This is a genomic window from Dyella sp. AtDHG13 (assembly GCF_003201105.1).
GTDB classification, from domain to species: domain Bacteria; phylum Pseudomonadota; class Gammaproteobacteria; order Xanthomonadales; family Rhodanobacteraceae; genus Dyella; species Dyella jiangningensis_B.
Genome location: NZ_QICJ01000016.1, coordinates 18,897 through 35,209, shown reverse-complemented (window position 1 = coordinate 35,209; position 16,313 = coordinate 18,897). Strand labels below are relative to the sequence as shown.

The following is a 16,313-nucleotide window of genomic DNA, read 5'->3' as shown; positions in this document are numbered from 1 at the left end:
GATTGCTGACGTTGGTGTTGATCGTGGAGATACTGTTTTCGTTGTTGGTGACGCGGGAATCCAGGCTGTTGATGGACGAGGTGTTGTTGGCGATGTTGGCGGTGTTCTGCGGCACCTGCTGGTTGGTCGCGAACAACTGACTGCCGTTGACGGCGTCCTTGCTGGACGCGCTCACATCACCCCCAGCCACACCCGTCACCTTGCGGGCGCCGGCCGTACCCGTCATATCGACCAGCGTGCCGCCCGAGGACTTGGCTACGGTGACGACGCCGGACGCCGCATCCTGCTGCACCAGGCCGATGCTGCCGTTGTTGATCTGGTTAGTGAGGTTGGTGACGTTGCCTTCCACGTTGGTCACGCGGCCAGTAAGGTTGGTCACGTTGGTGTTGAGCGTGGAGATGCTGCTCTCGTTGTTGGTGACGCGGGTATTGAGGCTGTTGATCGACGACGTGTTGTTGGCGATGTTGGTGGTGTTCTGAACCGTGCGGCCGTCGATCTGGGTCAGTGCATCGCCCACGTTGTTGACGGTTGCCGTGCTGCCGTCGACGTTGTGGACCTGGTAGGCCGGGGCGCTGATGGCGCCGGTGGTGCTGTTGTAGCTGGCGCCGGCGCCCAGGGCGCTGGCGGCGGAGGCGCCTTGCTGGTTGACCTTGGCGTCTTCCGACTGCAGCTGGCTGACGTTGACGGCATCCGTGGCGGCCGAGCCGGCGGCCAGGTTGGTCATGCGGCGCTCCTTGCCGCTGGAGCCCAGGGACACTTCGCCGTTGGCGGTGGAGGCGGTGCCGGACAAGGCGCTGGAGCCCGGGTTGTAACCCGCCTTGGTCAGGTCGGCGGTGGTGGTCGAGAGAGCGCCCAGCGCCACCGAGTTCTGCGCGGTGGCCTTGGCGCCGTTGCCGAAGGCCGAGGCATTGGCGGCCGTCGCCTGGGCGTTGGTGCCCACGGCAGTCGCGTAGCTGCTGCCGGATGCGCCGCCGCCATTGTCGGCCACCGCCGATGCGCCCATCGCCACGTCGCCGACGCTCTTGGCTTGCGTGGCATTGCCGATGGCCACGCTCCAGGCGTTGGTCGTTGCCGAGGAGCTGCCCATGGCCACGGAACCCTGGCCGGCCGCGTTGGCGCCAATGCCGAAGGCGGCGGCGCTGGCCGCCGTCGCCTTGCTGTTGCCGCCAACGGCGGTCGAATTGCCGCCGGAGACGGTGGCGTTCTCGCCGATCGCGGTACCCATGGAGCCGCTGGCGTTGGCACTCGTGCCGATCGCCATGGAGTGGGTGTTGCTGACGATCGAGTTTTCGCCGATCGCCATGGTGTAGCCAAAACCGCTGGAACCATCGGATGAGGGAGTGGCCTGCGCATTGGCGCCGATGGCGATGCCGTGACCATAGCCCGTGGCCGCACCATTGCCGATGGCAATGCTGTTGGCCGAGTTGTTGAAGAGGTTGCCGTTGGCGCCGGTCTTGGCGCCCGAACCCAGCACCACGGAATTCACTTCGGCTGCTGCCGAGTTCTGGCCAATGACCACGGAGCCCGCACCATTTTGGGTGTTGTTTACAAAGGTGTGGCTGTTGGCGCCGATGGTGATGGCACCGGCAGCCAGTGCCTGCGCGCTGTCGCCCAGGGCAACGGTATCGGTCTGGCTGGCGGTGGCGTTGAGGCCGATGGCCAGCGCATTGGCGCCGCTGACGTTGGCACCCGCTCCCAGGGCCACGCCATTGCTGCCCGTCACCTGGGCCGCTTCACCGATGGCGATGGCATTGGATGCATTGGCCTTGGCGCCGCAGCCCTCGGCGATGGCGCTGCCGGAGGTGCCGGTATCGGCCGTCGGCGCGTTGGCGGCGGTGCATTCGGTGCCGGTGGTGGAGGTGGCGATCACGGTCTTGCCGGCGCTGTCATTGATGGTGCCGGGCGTGCCGGCGTGCGCCAGGCCCACGCCGACGAACAGCAGTGCGCTGGCGACCGACGCGCGCAGCGAGTTCTTCTTGCGGCGCTTGGCGAATTCCGAAGCGACAACCCAGCGGCGCGAAGCGGCGTTCCACACAATGCGATAAATGGTGTTCATGACCGGACCTATGTGCGAAGTAGGAAAGTGATGGCCACTTCCTTCTGGCTTGCCGGACGTCCTTGCCGTCTACGCAGCAAATGGTCCTCTCCACGGGCGGGTGGAGACATAAGACAGTTCTTATTCTGCGGTCGGTTGCGTCGGCCGGCCCGGACAAGTCAGGCGTTGGCCCGGAAAGAAAAAGCCCGCTTTGCGCGGGCTTTTCGTTACTCGGAGGGCTGCGCGGGTTGCCGCAGCATTTGCCGCACGCTGGGGATGCCTCCCGTGCTTCGCGCGGCCAGTTCGTGGGCGATGTCGATGTAGCCGATGGCGCGCGCCACGTCGGCGGCGGTGCGGCCGAAGGCGTCTTCGGCCTGGCGGTCTGCGCCGCGCGCGAGCAGCACGCGCGCCGGTGCGAGTAGTGCGTGCATGGCGCAGGCGTGCAGCGCGGTGACGCCGCGCTGGTCGGCGTGTTCGAGTACGGCGCCGGCATCCAGCAGCACCGGCACCAGCGCGCCGATGTGCGTGGGGTCGCATTCGCTGCCGGGGCGCAGGTGCGCGCCGAGCAGCAGCAGCAGCGGCGTCTTGCCTTCCTTGTCGGCGAGGCTGACGTCGGCGTTGCGCTTGAGCAGCGCATCGAACAGGCGCCGCGCGCGCAGGCTGTCGTTGTGCGCGAAGCCGTACTGCGCGGCCGCGTGCAGCGCGGCGTGGCCGCGGGCATCGACTGCGTTCACGTCGGCGCCGCCGTCGAGCAGTTGTTCGGCGATTTCCGGGTAGCCCATCGCGGCGGCGATCATCAGCGCGGTGGCGTCGCCGGGCAGGCGCTGGTCGACGGCCACGCCGTTCTGCAGCAGCAGGGCGACCAGGTTTTCGCGGCGCGCGCTGACGGCGGCGGCCAGCGGCGTCATGCCGTTGGTGGCGGCGAGCGTGGCGTCGGCGCCCTTGTCCAGCAGCAGCGCGGCGACCTCGCGCTGGCCGGCGCCGCAGGCATGCAGCAGGGCGGTGGCGCCCTGGCGATCCTGCGTGTCGACGGCAAAGCCGAGTTCGAGCATGCGTTCCACCGCGGCAAGCGCACCGGCCTTGGCGGCGGCGGGCAGATCGTCGGCGCGCAGCGGGCGCGCGGGACGCGTCCAGTCGCCCCAGTTCAGCCAGCGCTCGACGGCCTCGTGTTCCAGCGAGAGGCCGAGCGGCGTCTCGCCGTTCGCGTCGATGGCTTCCGGGTCGGCGCCGTGTGCGACCAGGGCGCGCACCAGCGGCAGCGCGCCTTCGCCATGTTCCAGTGCGGCGAACAGCGGCGTGCGGCCGCTGACGTCGCGCGTGTTCGGGTCGCAGCCGCGCGCCAGCAAGGCCTGCAGCAGGGCCGCATGACCGTACGTGGCCGCGAGGTGCACGGGCGTGCGTTCGCGCGCGTCGGCGCCAAACGGGTCGGCGCCGCGCTCCAGCATGGCGAGCGGCAATGCCGAACCTTGTGCGCTGTCTTCCAGTTTCAGCAGCGCCTGCGCCAGCAGTCCGGCACCGGCGGGCGTGGCGCCGGCGTGCAGCAGGTCTTCCACGGCTTCGGTGGCCACGGGCAGCTGCTGCAGCAGTGCGTCGAACAGGCGGCGGCCCAGCGGCGGCAGCGAGGGTTCCACGCCTTCCGCGGTTTCCGCGTCGTCCACCAGTTGCGGCTGCAGGCGCGCCTCGGGATCGAGGGCGTGATCGAGCAGCCAGCGGCGCGCGGCGCTCTGGCCGGGGCCCGCCAGGTCCAGATACAGCTGGGCCAGCTGCGATTGGGGCCATTCGCGCACGCGCTGGGTGAAGGTGGACACCACCGCCCAGTGGCCGAAGCGCAGACCGTCGAGCAGATGCGCAGGCGTGTCCGCGCCTTCGGGCAGGGCATCCATGCTCAAGCTGGCGGGCAGCGGGGTTTCCGGATCGAGCAGGGCCACCAGGTCCCAGCGGCCGGCGGCGGCGGCGTAGTCGAGCGCGCTGCGGCCATTGCTGCCAGGAGTCTTGGGCTCGGCGCCCAGGGCGATCAACGCGCGCACCACTTCCGCATGGGCCTGCGGCGACTGGCAGGCGAGGGTGAGCGCGTCGCGCCCATGGCTGTCGCGGGCGCGGGCATCGGGTTGCGCTTCGGCCAGCAGCTTGACGATGCCGACAGCGCCGGCGCGCGCGGCTTCCATCAGCGCGGTGCTGCCGTGGCGGTCGGTGAGGTTCACGTCGGCGCCGGCGGCGCGCAGGGCACGGGCAATCTGTTCGTGGCCTTCGGACGCAGCGGCCATCAATGCGCTGCGGTGGCGCGCATCCACCGCGTTGACGGCGGCGCGGTGCTTGAGCAGCAGCTTCACGCCTTCCGCGTCGTCGTCCGCTACGCCGGCGGCGGCGACCAGGGCGGGCTCGCCATCGGCCGGGGTGGGCTTGGCGCCGCGTTCGAGCAGGAACTTCGCCACCGGCCAGTTCGCCGCGCGGCAGGCAATGGCCAGCGGGCTCAGGCCGGCCTTGTTGAGTGCGTTGATGGGCGCGCCCGCATCCAGCAGCATCGCCGCCACGATGGGCTCACCGCTGAGTACCGCGCCATGCAGCGGCGTGTTGCCCTCGGCATCGGTGGCAAGCGCGCTGGCGCCGTTGGCGAGCAGGGTCATCACCGCTTCGGCGCGGCCGTGCCAGCTGTCGCGGGTGGCGGCGAGCAGGGGCGAGAGGCCGCCGCTGGTGCGGTTCACGTCGGCGCCCTTGGCGATCAGAGCGCGCAGCAGGCGCGTGTCGGGCAGCAGGGCGGCGAGCATCAGCACCGGGCGCTGGTCGCGGTCGCCTTGCGCGGGCGAGGTATTGGGATCGGCGCCGGCTTCCACCAGCGCCAGCGCTCGCTCGATATCGCCCTCGCGCGTGGCAGCCAGCAGCGCCTGCGCCTGCTCCGGCGTGCCGGCGGTGCGTTCCTGTTCGCTCAGTTGCGGCGCGGGCTTCGGCACGGGTGCCGGCGCGGGCGCGTCGACCACGCCGCCAGCGGGCTGGCGCAGCGGGCGGCGGTTCTCGCACAACAACGCGCGCAAGGTGCGGTTGGCGATGATCAGGCAGCCCAGCGGCATCAGCACGACGCCATAGAGCACCAGGGCCGCCGTGCGCAGTTCGGACGGCAGCACGCCGTACAGGCCCGTCAGCGCGATGGCGACGAAGGCCAGCACCAGCAGCGACAGCGCCGCCGGCAGGAAGTGGGTGAAGAAACGTTCTTCGCGCGACAGGTGGCGGCCAAAGGCGAGGCTGCGCGCGGTGGCGGTGAAGATCCACGAGCCGTCGCTCTGTGCGGGATAGGCGTCATCCCACACGTACACCAGGCCAAAGGCCGGCCACACGCGCCACAGCGCGGCCAGCGCGATCACCAGTGCGCCGGCCAGCATCAACGCGGCGCCCAGGCTGGGCGCCTGGTTGAGCTTGAGCATCGGCCAGGCCACCAGCAGGAACACCAGCACCACGTAGCCGGTGAACATCACCAGATGGGCGGCGCCACGACGCAGCACGGTGCGGCCGAAACGCGGTTCCGGATCGAAGCCGATCGCGTGGCAGACCGCCGCCATGGTCAGCGCATTGGCGGCCAGCAGGGGAATCAGCGCAAGCGGGTGGGCACCCAGCGCGGCGATCGCGGTGGCAACCAGTCCTGGAATAAACCAGGCGAGGGCTTGCAGGAATGGAGGCGGGCGACGCGTTTTTGAGTAGGCCATGGGCGCGGAGTATAGGAATCGTGACAACGCCAGACGGTAATCCCGTGTTAACGGTGTCAAATGCGTGGTCTTCTGCGTGGTCTTCAGCGATCGCTGTTCGAATCGCGCGGCGCGCTCTTGTAGACCGGATGGTTGGCGGTGGCCAACGTCTCGTTCGGCGGCAACTGCAGATGCCAGCCTTGTTCCTGCATGTGCTGCAGTACCTGCTGTGCATCTTCATGGGGCAGCTTGCGCTCGCCGGTCAGTTCCACCTCGAGCACGTAGCGCAGGTCGCCCAGGAGCAGCGAGAGGGACTCGGGGATGCATGCGAAGTCGTCGCGACGGGCAAGCCACAGATAGGTATCGGGCTTGCGCTGGCTGGCGTAGACAAAACAGTGCATGGCGGCACCCGTCGGCAGTGAAGAGGAAGGGCGCACCCGCAGGCGCGGTCGGTCTATAAGCGTAACAGTCCCGTCCGGCCACGTCCCCCTTTCGCTGTTGCATCCCCGTTGCACCATACGTTTGCGTTTGCGAGATGGCGGAAGACGGCATCTTCGTTAATCGCCACCGAACAGCGGACATGAGCCGCCAATTCCCCGGGAACTTTGCTGCAACCGCACTTGCAAGGCCTGCGGTGAGCCGGCACAGTGCCGGCCAGGGGTGTCAAACGCGCGTATGAAAGTCAAGCGACGACGTCAGCCCCGCTACTACCCGAAGCCAGACCAACGATAAGCAGGAGCATTGCTGATGCAGATGTCATTCCGTCAACTTTCACGTGCGGGCCGTCCGCTGACGCTCGCTGCGCTGAGCCTGGCGATCCTGGGGTCGCTTGCTGCGCCGCAGCGCGCCCACGCCAGCGCGTTCCAGCTGCATGAAGACAGCGCCGCCGCCATGGGCCGCGCCTACGCCGGTTCCGCCACGGCGGGCGGCGACGTGTCGGTCGTGGCCAACAACCCGGCGGCGATGAGCGACCTGAAGGGCACCTACTTCCAGGCGGATGTCACCGCCATCAACTTCGGCACCACCTTCAGCGGCACCGCGCACGACGCGCTGGGCCGCCCGATCAACGGCAATGGCGGCGGCGACGCCGGCACCACCATGCCGGTTCCGGCCTTCTTCTTCGCCACCCAGCTCGGCGACAAGTGGCACGTGGGCGCGGCCTTCACCGTGCCGTTCGGCTTCCAGACCGAGTACAACAACAACTGGATCGGCCGCTACAACGCCTTGAAGTCCAAGTTCACCTCGCTCGACGGCACGCTGTCGGTGTCCTATGACGTGAGCGACAACTTCGCCATCGGCGTCAGCGGCATCGCCCAGAAGACCTCGGCGGAGCTGACCTCGGCCATCAACTACAACGCCGTGGGCCTGGGCCTGGTGCAGCAGGCTGTGGCAGCTGGCGCGATTCCGCCGGCCACCGGCCAGGTGCTGGGCCAGCAGGTGAACACCATCGTGCCGCCGGGCTCGGACGGCGTCGCCCGCATCAAGGGCGACGACTGGGCCTATGGCTACCAGGTCGGCATCCTGTGGAGGATCACGCCGAACGACAAGTTCGCGCTCGACTACCGCTCCAAGATCTCGCACCGGCTGGAAGGCACGGCCAACTTCACCGTGCCGTCCAACGTGCAGGCGCTGCTGAGCAACCCGACCGTGGCCGCGCTGCTGGCCGGTGCGGGCGGCGTGCCGTTCACCCACACCGAAGGCACCGCGCCGTTCACCACGCCGGCCGTGGCCACCGCCAGCTACTGGCACCAGGAAGAGAAGTTCGGTCTGGGCGCCGACGTGGCCTGGACCAAGTGGGATTCCTTCAAGAACCTCAACGTGTACTACGCCAACCCGGCGCAGCCCACCACGTCCGAAGTGTTCAACTGGCGGAACAGCTGGTACATCGCCATCGGCGGCGAGTACTACGCCAACGACAAGCTGACCCTGCGCGCCGGCCTGGCCCTCGACACCACGCCGACCCAGACCGCCACCCGCGATCCGCGCGTGCCCGATGGCACCCGCCAGCTGCTGTCCTTCGGCGCCGGCTACAAGGTCAGCGACAACTTCGTGATCAACGCCTCGTACGCGCACATTTTCGTCAACAGCGCGCGCATCAACTCGGCCAGCTCCACCGGCGACGTGATCACCGGCAGCTCGGACGACTACGGCAACCTGTTGAGCCTGTCGGCGCAGTACAAGTTCTGATCGCGGGATTCCGCGAAACGAGCCGCTAGACAAAAACCTCCCCGCGAAAGCGGGGAGGTTTTTTTTATGCGCGGTGCTTAGGTGGTGCGATGAACTACGGCTCCCCTCACCGTCATCCCGGCGCAGGCCGGGATCCAGTGCCTTTGCTCTAGGTCTTTGGCCGTGGCGATATCGCGATAACCGACCGTAGAGTCACTGGATCCCGGCCTGCGCCGGGATGACGGTGAGGGAACGCAGGTGTAGATGGGATGTGAGTGAAGTACCTGCGACTCAGCCGAACCGCATCACCCCAACCGCATCAACACCTTCAACATCCGCTTGAACTGCGCCCCATACGGCGGATTGAGCATCCCCGCGCCATTGAGCCGCGCCTGGTGAAACACCGGCTTCATGTGCGAGAACGTGCGGAAGCCCGCCTCGCCGTGGTAGCCGCCGATGCCCGAAGGCCCCACGCCGCCGAAGGGCAGGCCGTGCTGGGCGATGTGGTACAGCGTGTCGTTCACGGTGACGCCGCCGGCATGGGTGCGCGCAAGCACGTGGTCGATGGTCGCGCCGCTTTCCTCGAACAAGTACAGCGCCAGCGGTTGCGGACGCGCGGCGACATAGCCGATCGCATCGTCGAGGCTATCGTACGGCAGCACCGGCAGCAGCGGGCCGAAGATCTCGTCCTGCATCACCGCCATGGTGTCGTTCACCTCGGTCAGCATCACCGGCGCCAACAGGCGCCTGGCAGGGATGTCGTGGGCGTCGCTCATCGGCTCGATGCGCGCGCCGGCCTTCGCGGCATCGTCGCGCAACGTGCTCAGGCGCTCGTATTGCCGGTCGGACACGATGGAGGCGTACTGCTGCTGCGCGCCGAGGTTGGGGTAGAGCTTGCCCACGGTGCGGCGCACGGCGGCGGTGAACTCGCCCACGCGCTCGCGCGGCACCATCACGTAGTCGGGCGCGATGCAGGTCTGCCCCGCGTTCACCAGCTTGCCGAACACGATGCGTTCCACCGCGTGCTCGAAGCGCGCGCCAGGGCCGATGATGGCCGGCGACTTGCCGCCCAGCTCCAGCGTGACCGGCGTCAGGTTGCTGGCCGCCGCGCGCATCACGTGATGGCCGACGGCGGTGGAGCCGGTGAACAGCAGGTGGTCGAACGGCAAGGCGGAGAAGGCCTGCGCAACCTCCGCGTCGCCGGTGATCACCACCACCTCGTCCGCGCTGAAATAGCGCGCCACCTGTTCGGCGAACAGCGCCGAGAAGCGCGGCGTGTATTCGCTCATCTTCAGCATCACGCGGTTGCCCGCGGTGAGCGCGTCGATCAGCGGACCCACGGCGAGGAAGATGGGGTAGTTCCACGGCACGATGATGCCCACCACGCCGCGCGGCTGCGGCATCAGCGTGGTGCGCGCGGGCAGGAACACCAGGTTGGCGAGCCCGCCGCGCGGGCGCATCCAGCGCCGCCCGTGCTTCAGCGAATGACGGAGATTGGAGAGACTAGGGTAAAGCTCCAGCAGTTCGGTCTCTTCTTTCGGCCGGTGGCCGAAGTCGGCGTCGATGGCGGAGGCGAACGCATCGCGCTGCTCGTCGAGCATCTTTTCCAGCGTGCGCAGGCGCGTCGCACGCACATCCCACGCCGGCATCGGGTCACGCGCCTGGGCTTCGCGCAGGCGCAGGAGAATCGAATGAAGCGAAGGAGTGGGCTCTTTCATGGTCAGAACTTCGCGCGCAATTCCAGGCCCCACATGCGGGGCGGGCTGATGGTGGCGAACGGCGTGCCGAACACGGACTCGCTGATGTTGTTCACGCCCGTCACGTATCGCTTGTTGAAGACATTGGTACCGTACAACGCCACGCCCCAGCGATCACCCGGCGCGTGCCAGTCGATGCGGGCGTCCGTGCGCTGCTGGCTGGTGCCGATCTTGAAGTTCGGGCTCACGTTGCACTGGCCTTGATACTGCGAGTCGGCATTGCAGCGCGTGGCCCCGCGATAGGCTTGCGACAGGTCGAACTCCAGGTCGCCGTTGGCGACACCGTGCACAGTGTAGGACAGCGAGAGCGCACCGGAGAAGTACGGCGCGCCGGTCGGCTGTCCGGTGAGATCCGTGCCGTCGGGCGCGGTCGCCTTGCGGTACTTGGCGTCGATATACGCGCCCATGAAGCTGGCGCGGAAGCCGTCGATGGGCTGCCATTGCGCTTCCAGTTCCAGGCCCTTGGCTTCCTGGTTGCTGCTGTTCACCACGTAGATCGGCAGGCCGGTGGCCGGGCTGTTCGGGTCCAGCGCCAGCGACTGCATGTTGTCGTAGCGGTAGTAGTACACCGAGGCGTTGAGCAGCAGGTTGTAGTCAGGGAACAGGCTCTTGATGCCGCCCTCGTAATTGATCACCTTCTCCGGCTGGAACGTCGAGCCCACCTGCACGCTGTTGTAGCCGCCCGCCTTGTAGCCCTTGGTGACGGAGACGTAGCCCATCACGTCCGGCGTGAACTTGTAGCTGGCGACCACGCGCGGGCTCCAGTTGTTCCACGTATTGCTGGCGTACACCGGCGTGCCGACCGCGCTGGTGAAGATCACGTTCTGCTGGAACGGGTCCAAGGTGCCAGGCGGCAGGATGCCAAGACCATACAAGCCGGCGACGGTGGCATCGAAGGCCGGTGCGCTGCGCGGCATGTTGTACCAGCTGAAATCCTTTTTATCGCGCGTGTAGCGCAGGCCGGTGGTGATGTCGAACTTGTCGCTGACATGCCAGATCACGTCGCCGAACGCGGCGTACGCCTTGAAGTTGCCATCGTTGCTGATGGCTTCCGTCCACGGATCGCCCAGTAGGGTGAAAGGCAGCCCGGCCGCGGCCAGCATGTTGCTGATGTCGGCGAGCGGCGTACCCGCACCCAGCACGTTATTGGAGAGCGTATCGAGGCTGTTGGTGTTGATGTCCGTTTCGCTGGTCTGGCGCGCCTGCTCCTGGTAATAGCTCGCGCCCGCCACCCAGTCCATCAGGTCGTTGTTGCCCGACAGCTTGAACTCCTGGTACCAGCTGTTGTTGTGCTCGATGTTGGCGGTGGAAAGGTAGGTGACGACGTGGTTGGTGCCGTCGTAGTCGCCCTTGTTGTAGGTGTCGAAGCCGCGCCAGGCGGTGGTGGAGACGAACTCGCCCCAGCTGAAGGAGTGGTCGATCTGCAGCGTGCCGCCGTCGAAACGCCGCGACTCGCGCGCGCCGATCGCGTCGTTGTAGAGCGGCGCATGCAGCGGGTTGAGATAGGTGCTCGGGTCCGGCGGAAAGGGTGCGCGCTCGTTGGAGTCGTTGGACAGCGGCACCAGGCCGGTGGCCGGCGCCGGTGGCTGGTTGAGCTTTTCGTGGTCCCACGACAGCAGCACGCGGGTGTTGTCGGTGACGTTCCAGCGGAACACGGCGCGCGTGCCCCATTCGTTGTCCTCGCCGTAGCGCTTGCCGGTGGCGGCGTCCTTGATCCAGCCGTCGCTCTGGTTGTCCAGCACGCTCAGGCGCAGCGCCATGTCCTTGTTGATGGGGATGTTCACCAGCGCGTCGGCGTACTTGCGGCCGTCGTTGCCGAAGCGCACGCGCGCGTTGCCTTCGAACCTGTCGGTGGGCTCGTTGGTGACGATGGAAATCGCGCCCGCCGCCGCGTTGCGGCCGAACAGCGTGCCCTGCGGACCCTTCAGCACCTCGATGCGCGCGATGTCATTGAAGGCGAGCAGGGAGCCGCCGGAGCGTGCCGCGTAGACGCCGTTGATGTAGACGCCCACGGCCGATTCGGTGCCGATGCCGAAGTTGCTGGTGGCGATGCCGCGCAGCTCATAGGTGGGCTGGGTTGGCTGGCTCGCGTCGATCACCAGGCCGGGCACGAAGATGTCCATCTTGCTCAGGTCGGTCGCGGCCAGCGTGTCGATCTGCTTGGCGGTGACGATCTGCAGCGGAATCGGCACCGATTGCACTTCCTGCGTGCGGCTCTGCGCCGTCACGGTGACATTGCCGAGCAGCTTGGCCTTCTCCGGGTCCGCGGCCGTGCCGCCTTGCTGTTGCTGCGGGCTGCCGGTGCCTTGCTGTGGCGTGGCATCGTCGCTGGCCCAGCCGTCGGCGGGCAGGGCACCGAGCACCAGGGTGCTGCCGATCAGCAGGCGATGCAGGCAGGTGGTCAACGGACGCGGACGGATGTTCATCGACAGTTTCTCCCCTCGAATGAAAAAGCCGCGCCCCGAAGAGCGCGGCGTGCTGCTTCGTCAATGGATGGCGACGCAGCCCCCCGACTGCGCCGCGATCCATGCCTTGATCAGTGCCACGCCCTCGCGGTGCACCGTGCTGCGGCCCAGTTCCGGCATCATCGTGCCCGGATCGGTCGAGCCCATTCGGAACGGCAGGATGGAGTCGTCCGGCGCGCCGGGCACGATATCGAACAAGTGATCGCCCGTGCCGCGCCCCGCGGCGACCGGCGGCTTGCAGATGCCAAGATGGCGGTCTTCGGGCACGCCCACGTCCAGGGTCAGGCCAGTGGTGTTGGCCGCGCCCCTGGGGTTGTGGCAATGCCCGCAATTGATGTCGAGGTAGGCGCGTGCGCGCGCATCGAGCGACGCGTGTTCGTCGGTCCAGTTCGCGTTGCGGGGTGCTTCGGCTGGCGCCGGAGCGCCGGTGAGGTAGCCCACCTTCATCAGGTGTGCCAGTTCGTTCTCCTCGCCCGTGGCGTAGTGGTAGTCGCGGTTGAGATGCCGCGCCTTCGGCCCGATCGGGTGGATCCTGCGCGTCACCCAATCCTGCGCATGACAACTCGCGCACTGGCTTTCGTCGGGCACCACGTAATTGAAGTCCTCGCGCGCGGCCTGGTCGTCCACCAGCGTCAGCGGAATCACTGCGCCGGTGCGGGCGAGCAGGGCATCGCTCTGGTCGTCCTTCCACACATAGGGAATCGCCGCCCAGCCGGATTCGCGACGCACCAGGATGCGCGTCTCGATCAGATGCACGTGGGCAAGGTCGAGCCCTTCGCCGGCAAAGTCCTTCGACGCGTCATAGGTGCGCGCCACGTCGCTGAACTTGCCGTCCGCTGTGCGCGGGTAATAGAAGGTCTTGCTGATCACCGTGCCGACCGGGAAGTCGAAGGTGTCGCTCGGGTCGTACTTCGCCGACACGCCCTTGGGCATCCAGATCGTGCGCAGCTTGTGCGCGTAGTCGGTGAACAGCGGCGTGTTGAGGTCGTAGGGCACCACGCCCTGGTTGAGCACCAGCTTGCCGTCGCGGACTTCCACCACGTGCCAGTCGCTGAGCTTGGGCGGACGGCCGTCCGCGTGGAAGGCCACGGGGTCGAGGTCGTGGTGGCAGGCATTCACGAGCAACAACATCGATAGCAGAAGAGAACGGAAAAGGAACTTCATTGACGATGACATCCTGGAGCGTGTTCCAACTTTTTGTTCAAAGTCAGACGCGATGACCGAAGGCATGCAAGCTTTCCTCACCGTCATCCCCGCGAAAGCGGGGATCCAGCGACTTTCGATCTACGCCACGGCTTAAAGGCACTGGATCCCCGCTTTCGCGGGGATGACGGTGAGGGATCGCGGATACATTTCGGCGAACCATGCGGCATCAACCGAAACGCTCAAGCCTTCGGCTCCGGATCCAACACCACCGGCGGCAGCTTCGGCAGCGTGCACTGGTACGGCTTGGTATCGGTGCTCGGGTTCTTGTAATCGTGCGGACCATCCGCGTTGATCACGCCCACGTCGCCATTCTGGATGCAGAAGCGGTCGCCTGCCGGCGGCAAACCGTCGACCAAGGTCTTCTCGTCCACATAGCCGTCCCACAGGATGTCCGGGAACTTGCCGTTGAGGCCGTACACGGCGGTCTTGAGTGTCTTCAGCTTCAGGCCATCCGGCGAGTCGCCGCCGCCCTTGAAGCGGTTGTCGTAGATGAAGATGCCCTTGGGGTAGGGGTTGTAGTCCGCCGCCACGCCCTTGGTGTTGTAGTAGTTGGTGGAGAAATAGCTGGAGATGATGACGTTCGTCGTCTGGTTGTCGGCGATGTCGTTGTCGAAGATCTCCACCTTGTCGTTGGAGTTCACCACCACGCCCGCGCCGCGCGGCACGCTGGCCACCGCCGCGCCCTTGGCGGCGAAGTTGTCGGTGTTGTTGGCGTACACCTTGTTCTTGAACACGCGCGTGCTGTGGCCCGCCTGCGAGAGGTTGGGCATGTTGAACACCAGGATGCCGCCGGTGTTGTTGGTGGCGGTGTTCTCGTACACGTCGGCGTTCACCGAGTTCTCGATCTCGATGCCTGCCACGTTGTATTCCGCGCGGTTGCGGCGCACGACGATGGTGTTCGACTGGCCCACGTAGATGCCGGCATCGGAGGCGCCGATCACCACGGAATCCTCCACCAGCACGTTCTGCGTCTTCACCGGGTACAGGCCGTAGGCGCCGTTGGTGGTCTTGGGGCCGCCCGTCCATTCCACGCGCACGCCGCGGATGGTGATGTTCCTGCCCTGGTTGATCTTCAGCGCATCGCCCTTGGTGTCTTCCAGCGCAAGGTTTTCGATGGTGAAGTCATTGGCGTTCACCAGCAGGCCTTCGGGGCCCACCACCTGGCCCTTGAACGACAGCACGGTCTTGTCCATGCCGGCGCCCTTGATGGTGACGCCGTCGGTGCGCAGGCTCAGGCCGCGCGTCAAGTGGTAGTGGCCCGCCGGAATGTCGATGACGCTGCCGGGCTTGGCGTCCAGCAGCTGCTCCTGCAGCTTGGCTTCGAACGAGGCGTCGGCGCTGCTCTGCGCGGCCGGTTCTTCGTGGTGGCAGGCCGCAAGGGCCAGAGGCAGGGCGAGAAACAAAAGGGTCTTGCGCATGGTCGCTTTCCTCCCCAGGAGCGGCTGGCTGCGTGACGGCCCACTGTCACGGAAACCGCGCCGCACAAGGGAGGGCAGAACGGGCGCCTAAGGGGGGCAAAGCGGCCAGTGTGACGATCGTTTGAATTCCAGCCCGGTCTGGACAGGGCGACCGGCGCGGCCACGTGCGCGCGACGCACGTTCGCAACTGGCCGTCCAAACGTCAGCTGTCTTGCGCGAAGGACGTTCGTTCTTGCGAGCGCTCGTTGAAAGCCGAGAGACAGCTCCATGCAAGTTAGAGCGTTTGTAAAAATAGTGTAGCTCCCTCCATCTAAGTTTCACGAAAGTCAGGGGCGTCAATACTGCACGTACCAGGGAAGGACTGATGTCAGGCGTGTTGTTCGACGCGCTGCGCCGGATGCAATGACTCGGCTTGTTTCTTCGATCTTGGTGTTGCGTGAACACATCCAGCGTCAGTGCGGCTCCCTTGGCACGCAAGGGTATTTACCGAATCCTGGTTTGCCGGCCGAATCATCGGCTGGGCAACACCATCCTGTTGACGCCGCTGATCCAGGAACTGGAGCGCCTGTACGCCGGCGCCGAAATAGACATCCTTTCGGAAGGCGACATCGCGGAGGAAGTGTTCTCCACCTTCTTCAGCGTGAAGAACGTCTATTGCCTGCCCAGGCGCGGCTTCAAGCATCCGGTGGCGTTTCTCTCGATGCTGCTCGGCATCCGCAAGACGCAGTACGACCTGATCATCGATCCCGTGCTGAGCTCCGGATTCAGCCGCGCGATGACGCGCTACCTGCGCGGGCGCTATACGCTGGGTTTCAGCGATGAGGCGAAGCCGGGGCTGACGCATCCAGTGCCCACGGCCGCGGCCGGCCACCATATGGCGCAGCGTCCGATCAACCTGCTGCGCTGGGCGCGCGCGCATTACTCCGGGGTGGTGGACGACACCAGCCACTATCCCTCGCTCGATATCCGCCTCACCGACGAGGAGCGCGCGCAGGGCCGCGCCGTGGTGAACCAGTTGCTGCAGGAGTCGCAGCAACACGCCTCGCGTCCCGTCATCGGCATCTTCGCCAACGCCACCGGCGCGAAGCGTTATTCCGAAACGTGGTGGGGCGAGTTCATCACGGCGTTCAAGGATATGAACCCGAACGCGAACCTGCTCGAGCTGATTCCCGCGCATGGTCACTCGATGCTCGGAGGCGCGTGGACCGGCTATTACTCCACCGACATCCGCCGCATGGGTGCGGTGATGGCCAACATGGATCTGATGATCACCGCGGACTGCGGCGTGATGCATCTGGCCGTGGCTTCCAAGGTGCCCACGGTCGGCATGTTCTGCGTGACCGATGCGTCCGTGTATGCACCCTACGGCATGGGCAGCTGCCCGCTGCTGACGCAAGGCATGTCGGCGCGCGATGCCGCGCTTCAGGTGGTGCGTGCCTTTCCCGCGCTGTTGAGGGAAGGCGGCGGTGCCGGCGGCGCGGCGGCCGATCTTTCATTGAATTGGGCCGACGTGGGCGGGCATCCGGGTAATCTAGGCCACCTTGGCCTGTCCCATTGATGGGGTTTCACCGTGGATGATGCTGCGCGCCGCT

Annotated in this window: 9 protein-coding genes; 2 read left to right on the top strand and 7 right to left on the bottom strand. The window is 66.6% G+C overall.

The features are described 5' to 3' along the window. From BDW41_RS23435 to BDW41_RS20810, 3 genes are all read right to left on the bottom strand, one after another. Positions 1-2,056 (bottom strand): ESPR-type extended signal peptide-containing protein (locus BDW41_RS23435; protein ID WP_199535404.1); only part of this gene is annotated, 2,056 nt, incomplete at its 3' end. A 206-nt stretch (positions 2,057-2,262) separates the two neighbouring features. Continuing rightward, complete coding sequence (locus tag BDW41_RS20815) at positions 2,263-5,730, bottom strand: ankyrin repeat domain-containing protein (protein ID WP_074552224.1); 3,468 nt, start codon at positions 5,728-5,730, stop codon at positions 2,263-2,265. 83 nt (positions 5,731-5,813) lie between these two features. Beyond that, on the bottom strand, positions 5,814-6,110 hold the full coding sequence (locus BDW41_RS20810) for a YcgL domain-containing protein (RefSeq protein ID WP_074552223.1): 297 nt from the start codon (positions 6,108-6,110) through the stop codon (positions 5,814-5,816). A 346-nt stretch (positions 6,111-6,456) separates the two neighbouring features. Here BDW41_RS20810 and BDW41_RS20805 point away from each other — a divergent pair, with 346 nt between their 5' ends. Beyond that, on the top strand, positions 6,457-7,896 hold the full coding sequence (locus BDW41_RS20805) for an outer membrane protein transport protein (protein ID WP_074552222.1): 1,440 nt from the start codon (positions 6,457-6,459) through the stop codon (positions 7,894-7,896). A 284-nt stretch (positions 7,897-8,180) separates the two neighbouring features. On the opposite strand, the gene BDW41_RS20800 is transcribed toward BDW41_RS20805, so the two are convergent. The 4 genes from BDW41_RS20800 to BDW41_RS20780 form a co-directional block, all read right to left on the bottom strand. Continuing rightward, complete coding sequence (locus BDW41_RS20800; RefSeq protein WP_074552221.1) at positions 8,181-9,593, bottom strand: coniferyl aldehyde dehydrogenase; 1,413 nt, start codon at positions 9,591-9,593, stop codon at positions 8,181-8,183. Positions 9,594-9,595: 2 nt separating this feature from the next. Beyond that, on the bottom strand, positions 9,596-12,058 hold the full coding sequence (locus BDW41_RS20795; protein WP_074552220.1) for a TonB-dependent receptor: 2,463 nt from the start codon (positions 12,056-12,058) through the stop codon (positions 9,596-9,598). Positions 12,059-12,118: 60 nt separating this feature from the next. Further along, the gene (locus tag BDW41_RS20790; protein WP_110301680.1) at positions 12,119-13,261 is read right to left on the bottom strand and encodes an SO2930 family diheme c-type cytochrome; all 1,143 of its coding nucleotides are present in this window, start codon (positions 13,259-13,261) and stop codon (positions 12,119-12,121) included. Positions 13,262-13,482: 221 nt separating this feature from the next. Next, positions 13,483-14,721, bottom strand: a complete 1,239-nt coding sequence (locus tag BDW41_RS20780) for a parallel beta-helix domain-containing protein (protein ID WP_074552218.1) — start codon at positions 14,719-14,721, stop codon at positions 13,483-13,485. Positions 14,722-15,157: 436 nt separating this feature from the next. Here BDW41_RS20780 and BDW41_RS20775 point away from each other — a divergent pair, with 436 nt between their 5' ends. Continuing rightward, positions 15,158-16,279: a glycosyltransferase family 9 protein gene (locus tag BDW41_RS20775; protein WP_146217397.1), complete on the top strand. Its 1,122-nt coding sequence runs from the start codon at positions 15,158-15,160 to the stop codon at positions 16,277-16,279. Positions 16,280-16,313: the final 34 nt, after the last annotated feature.

Excerpts from the sequence above, each read along its gene's own strand:
- BDW41_RS20815 (WP_074552224.1), bottom strand. The coding sequence starts at position 5,730 with ATGGCCTACTCAAAAACGCGTCGCCCGCCTCCATTCCTGCAAGCCCTC.
- BDW41_RS20810 (WP_074552223.1), bottom strand. The coding sequence starts at position 6,110 with ATGCACTGTTTTGTCTACGCCAGCCAGCGCAAGCCCGATACCTATCTG.
- BDW41_RS20805 (WP_074552222.1), top strand. The coding sequence starts at position 6,457 with ATGCAGATGTCATTCCGTCAACTTTCACGTGCGGGCCGTCCGCTGACG.
- BDW41_RS20800 (WP_074552221.1), bottom strand. The coding sequence starts at position 9,593 with ATGAAAGAGCCCACTCCTTCGCTTCATTCGATTCTCCTGCGCCTGCGC.
- BDW41_RS20795 (WP_074552220.1), bottom strand. The coding sequence starts at position 12,058 with ATGAACATCCGTCCGCGTCCGTTGACCACCTGCCTGCATCGCCTGCTG.
- BDW41_RS20790 (WP_110301680.1), bottom strand. The coding sequence starts at position 13,261 with ATGAAGTTCCTTTTCCGTTCTCTTCTGCTATCGATGTTGTTGCTCGTG.
- BDW41_RS20780 (WP_074552218.1), bottom strand. The coding sequence starts at position 14,721 with ATGCGCAAGACCCTTTTGTTTCTCGCCCTGCCTCTGGCCCTTGCGGCC.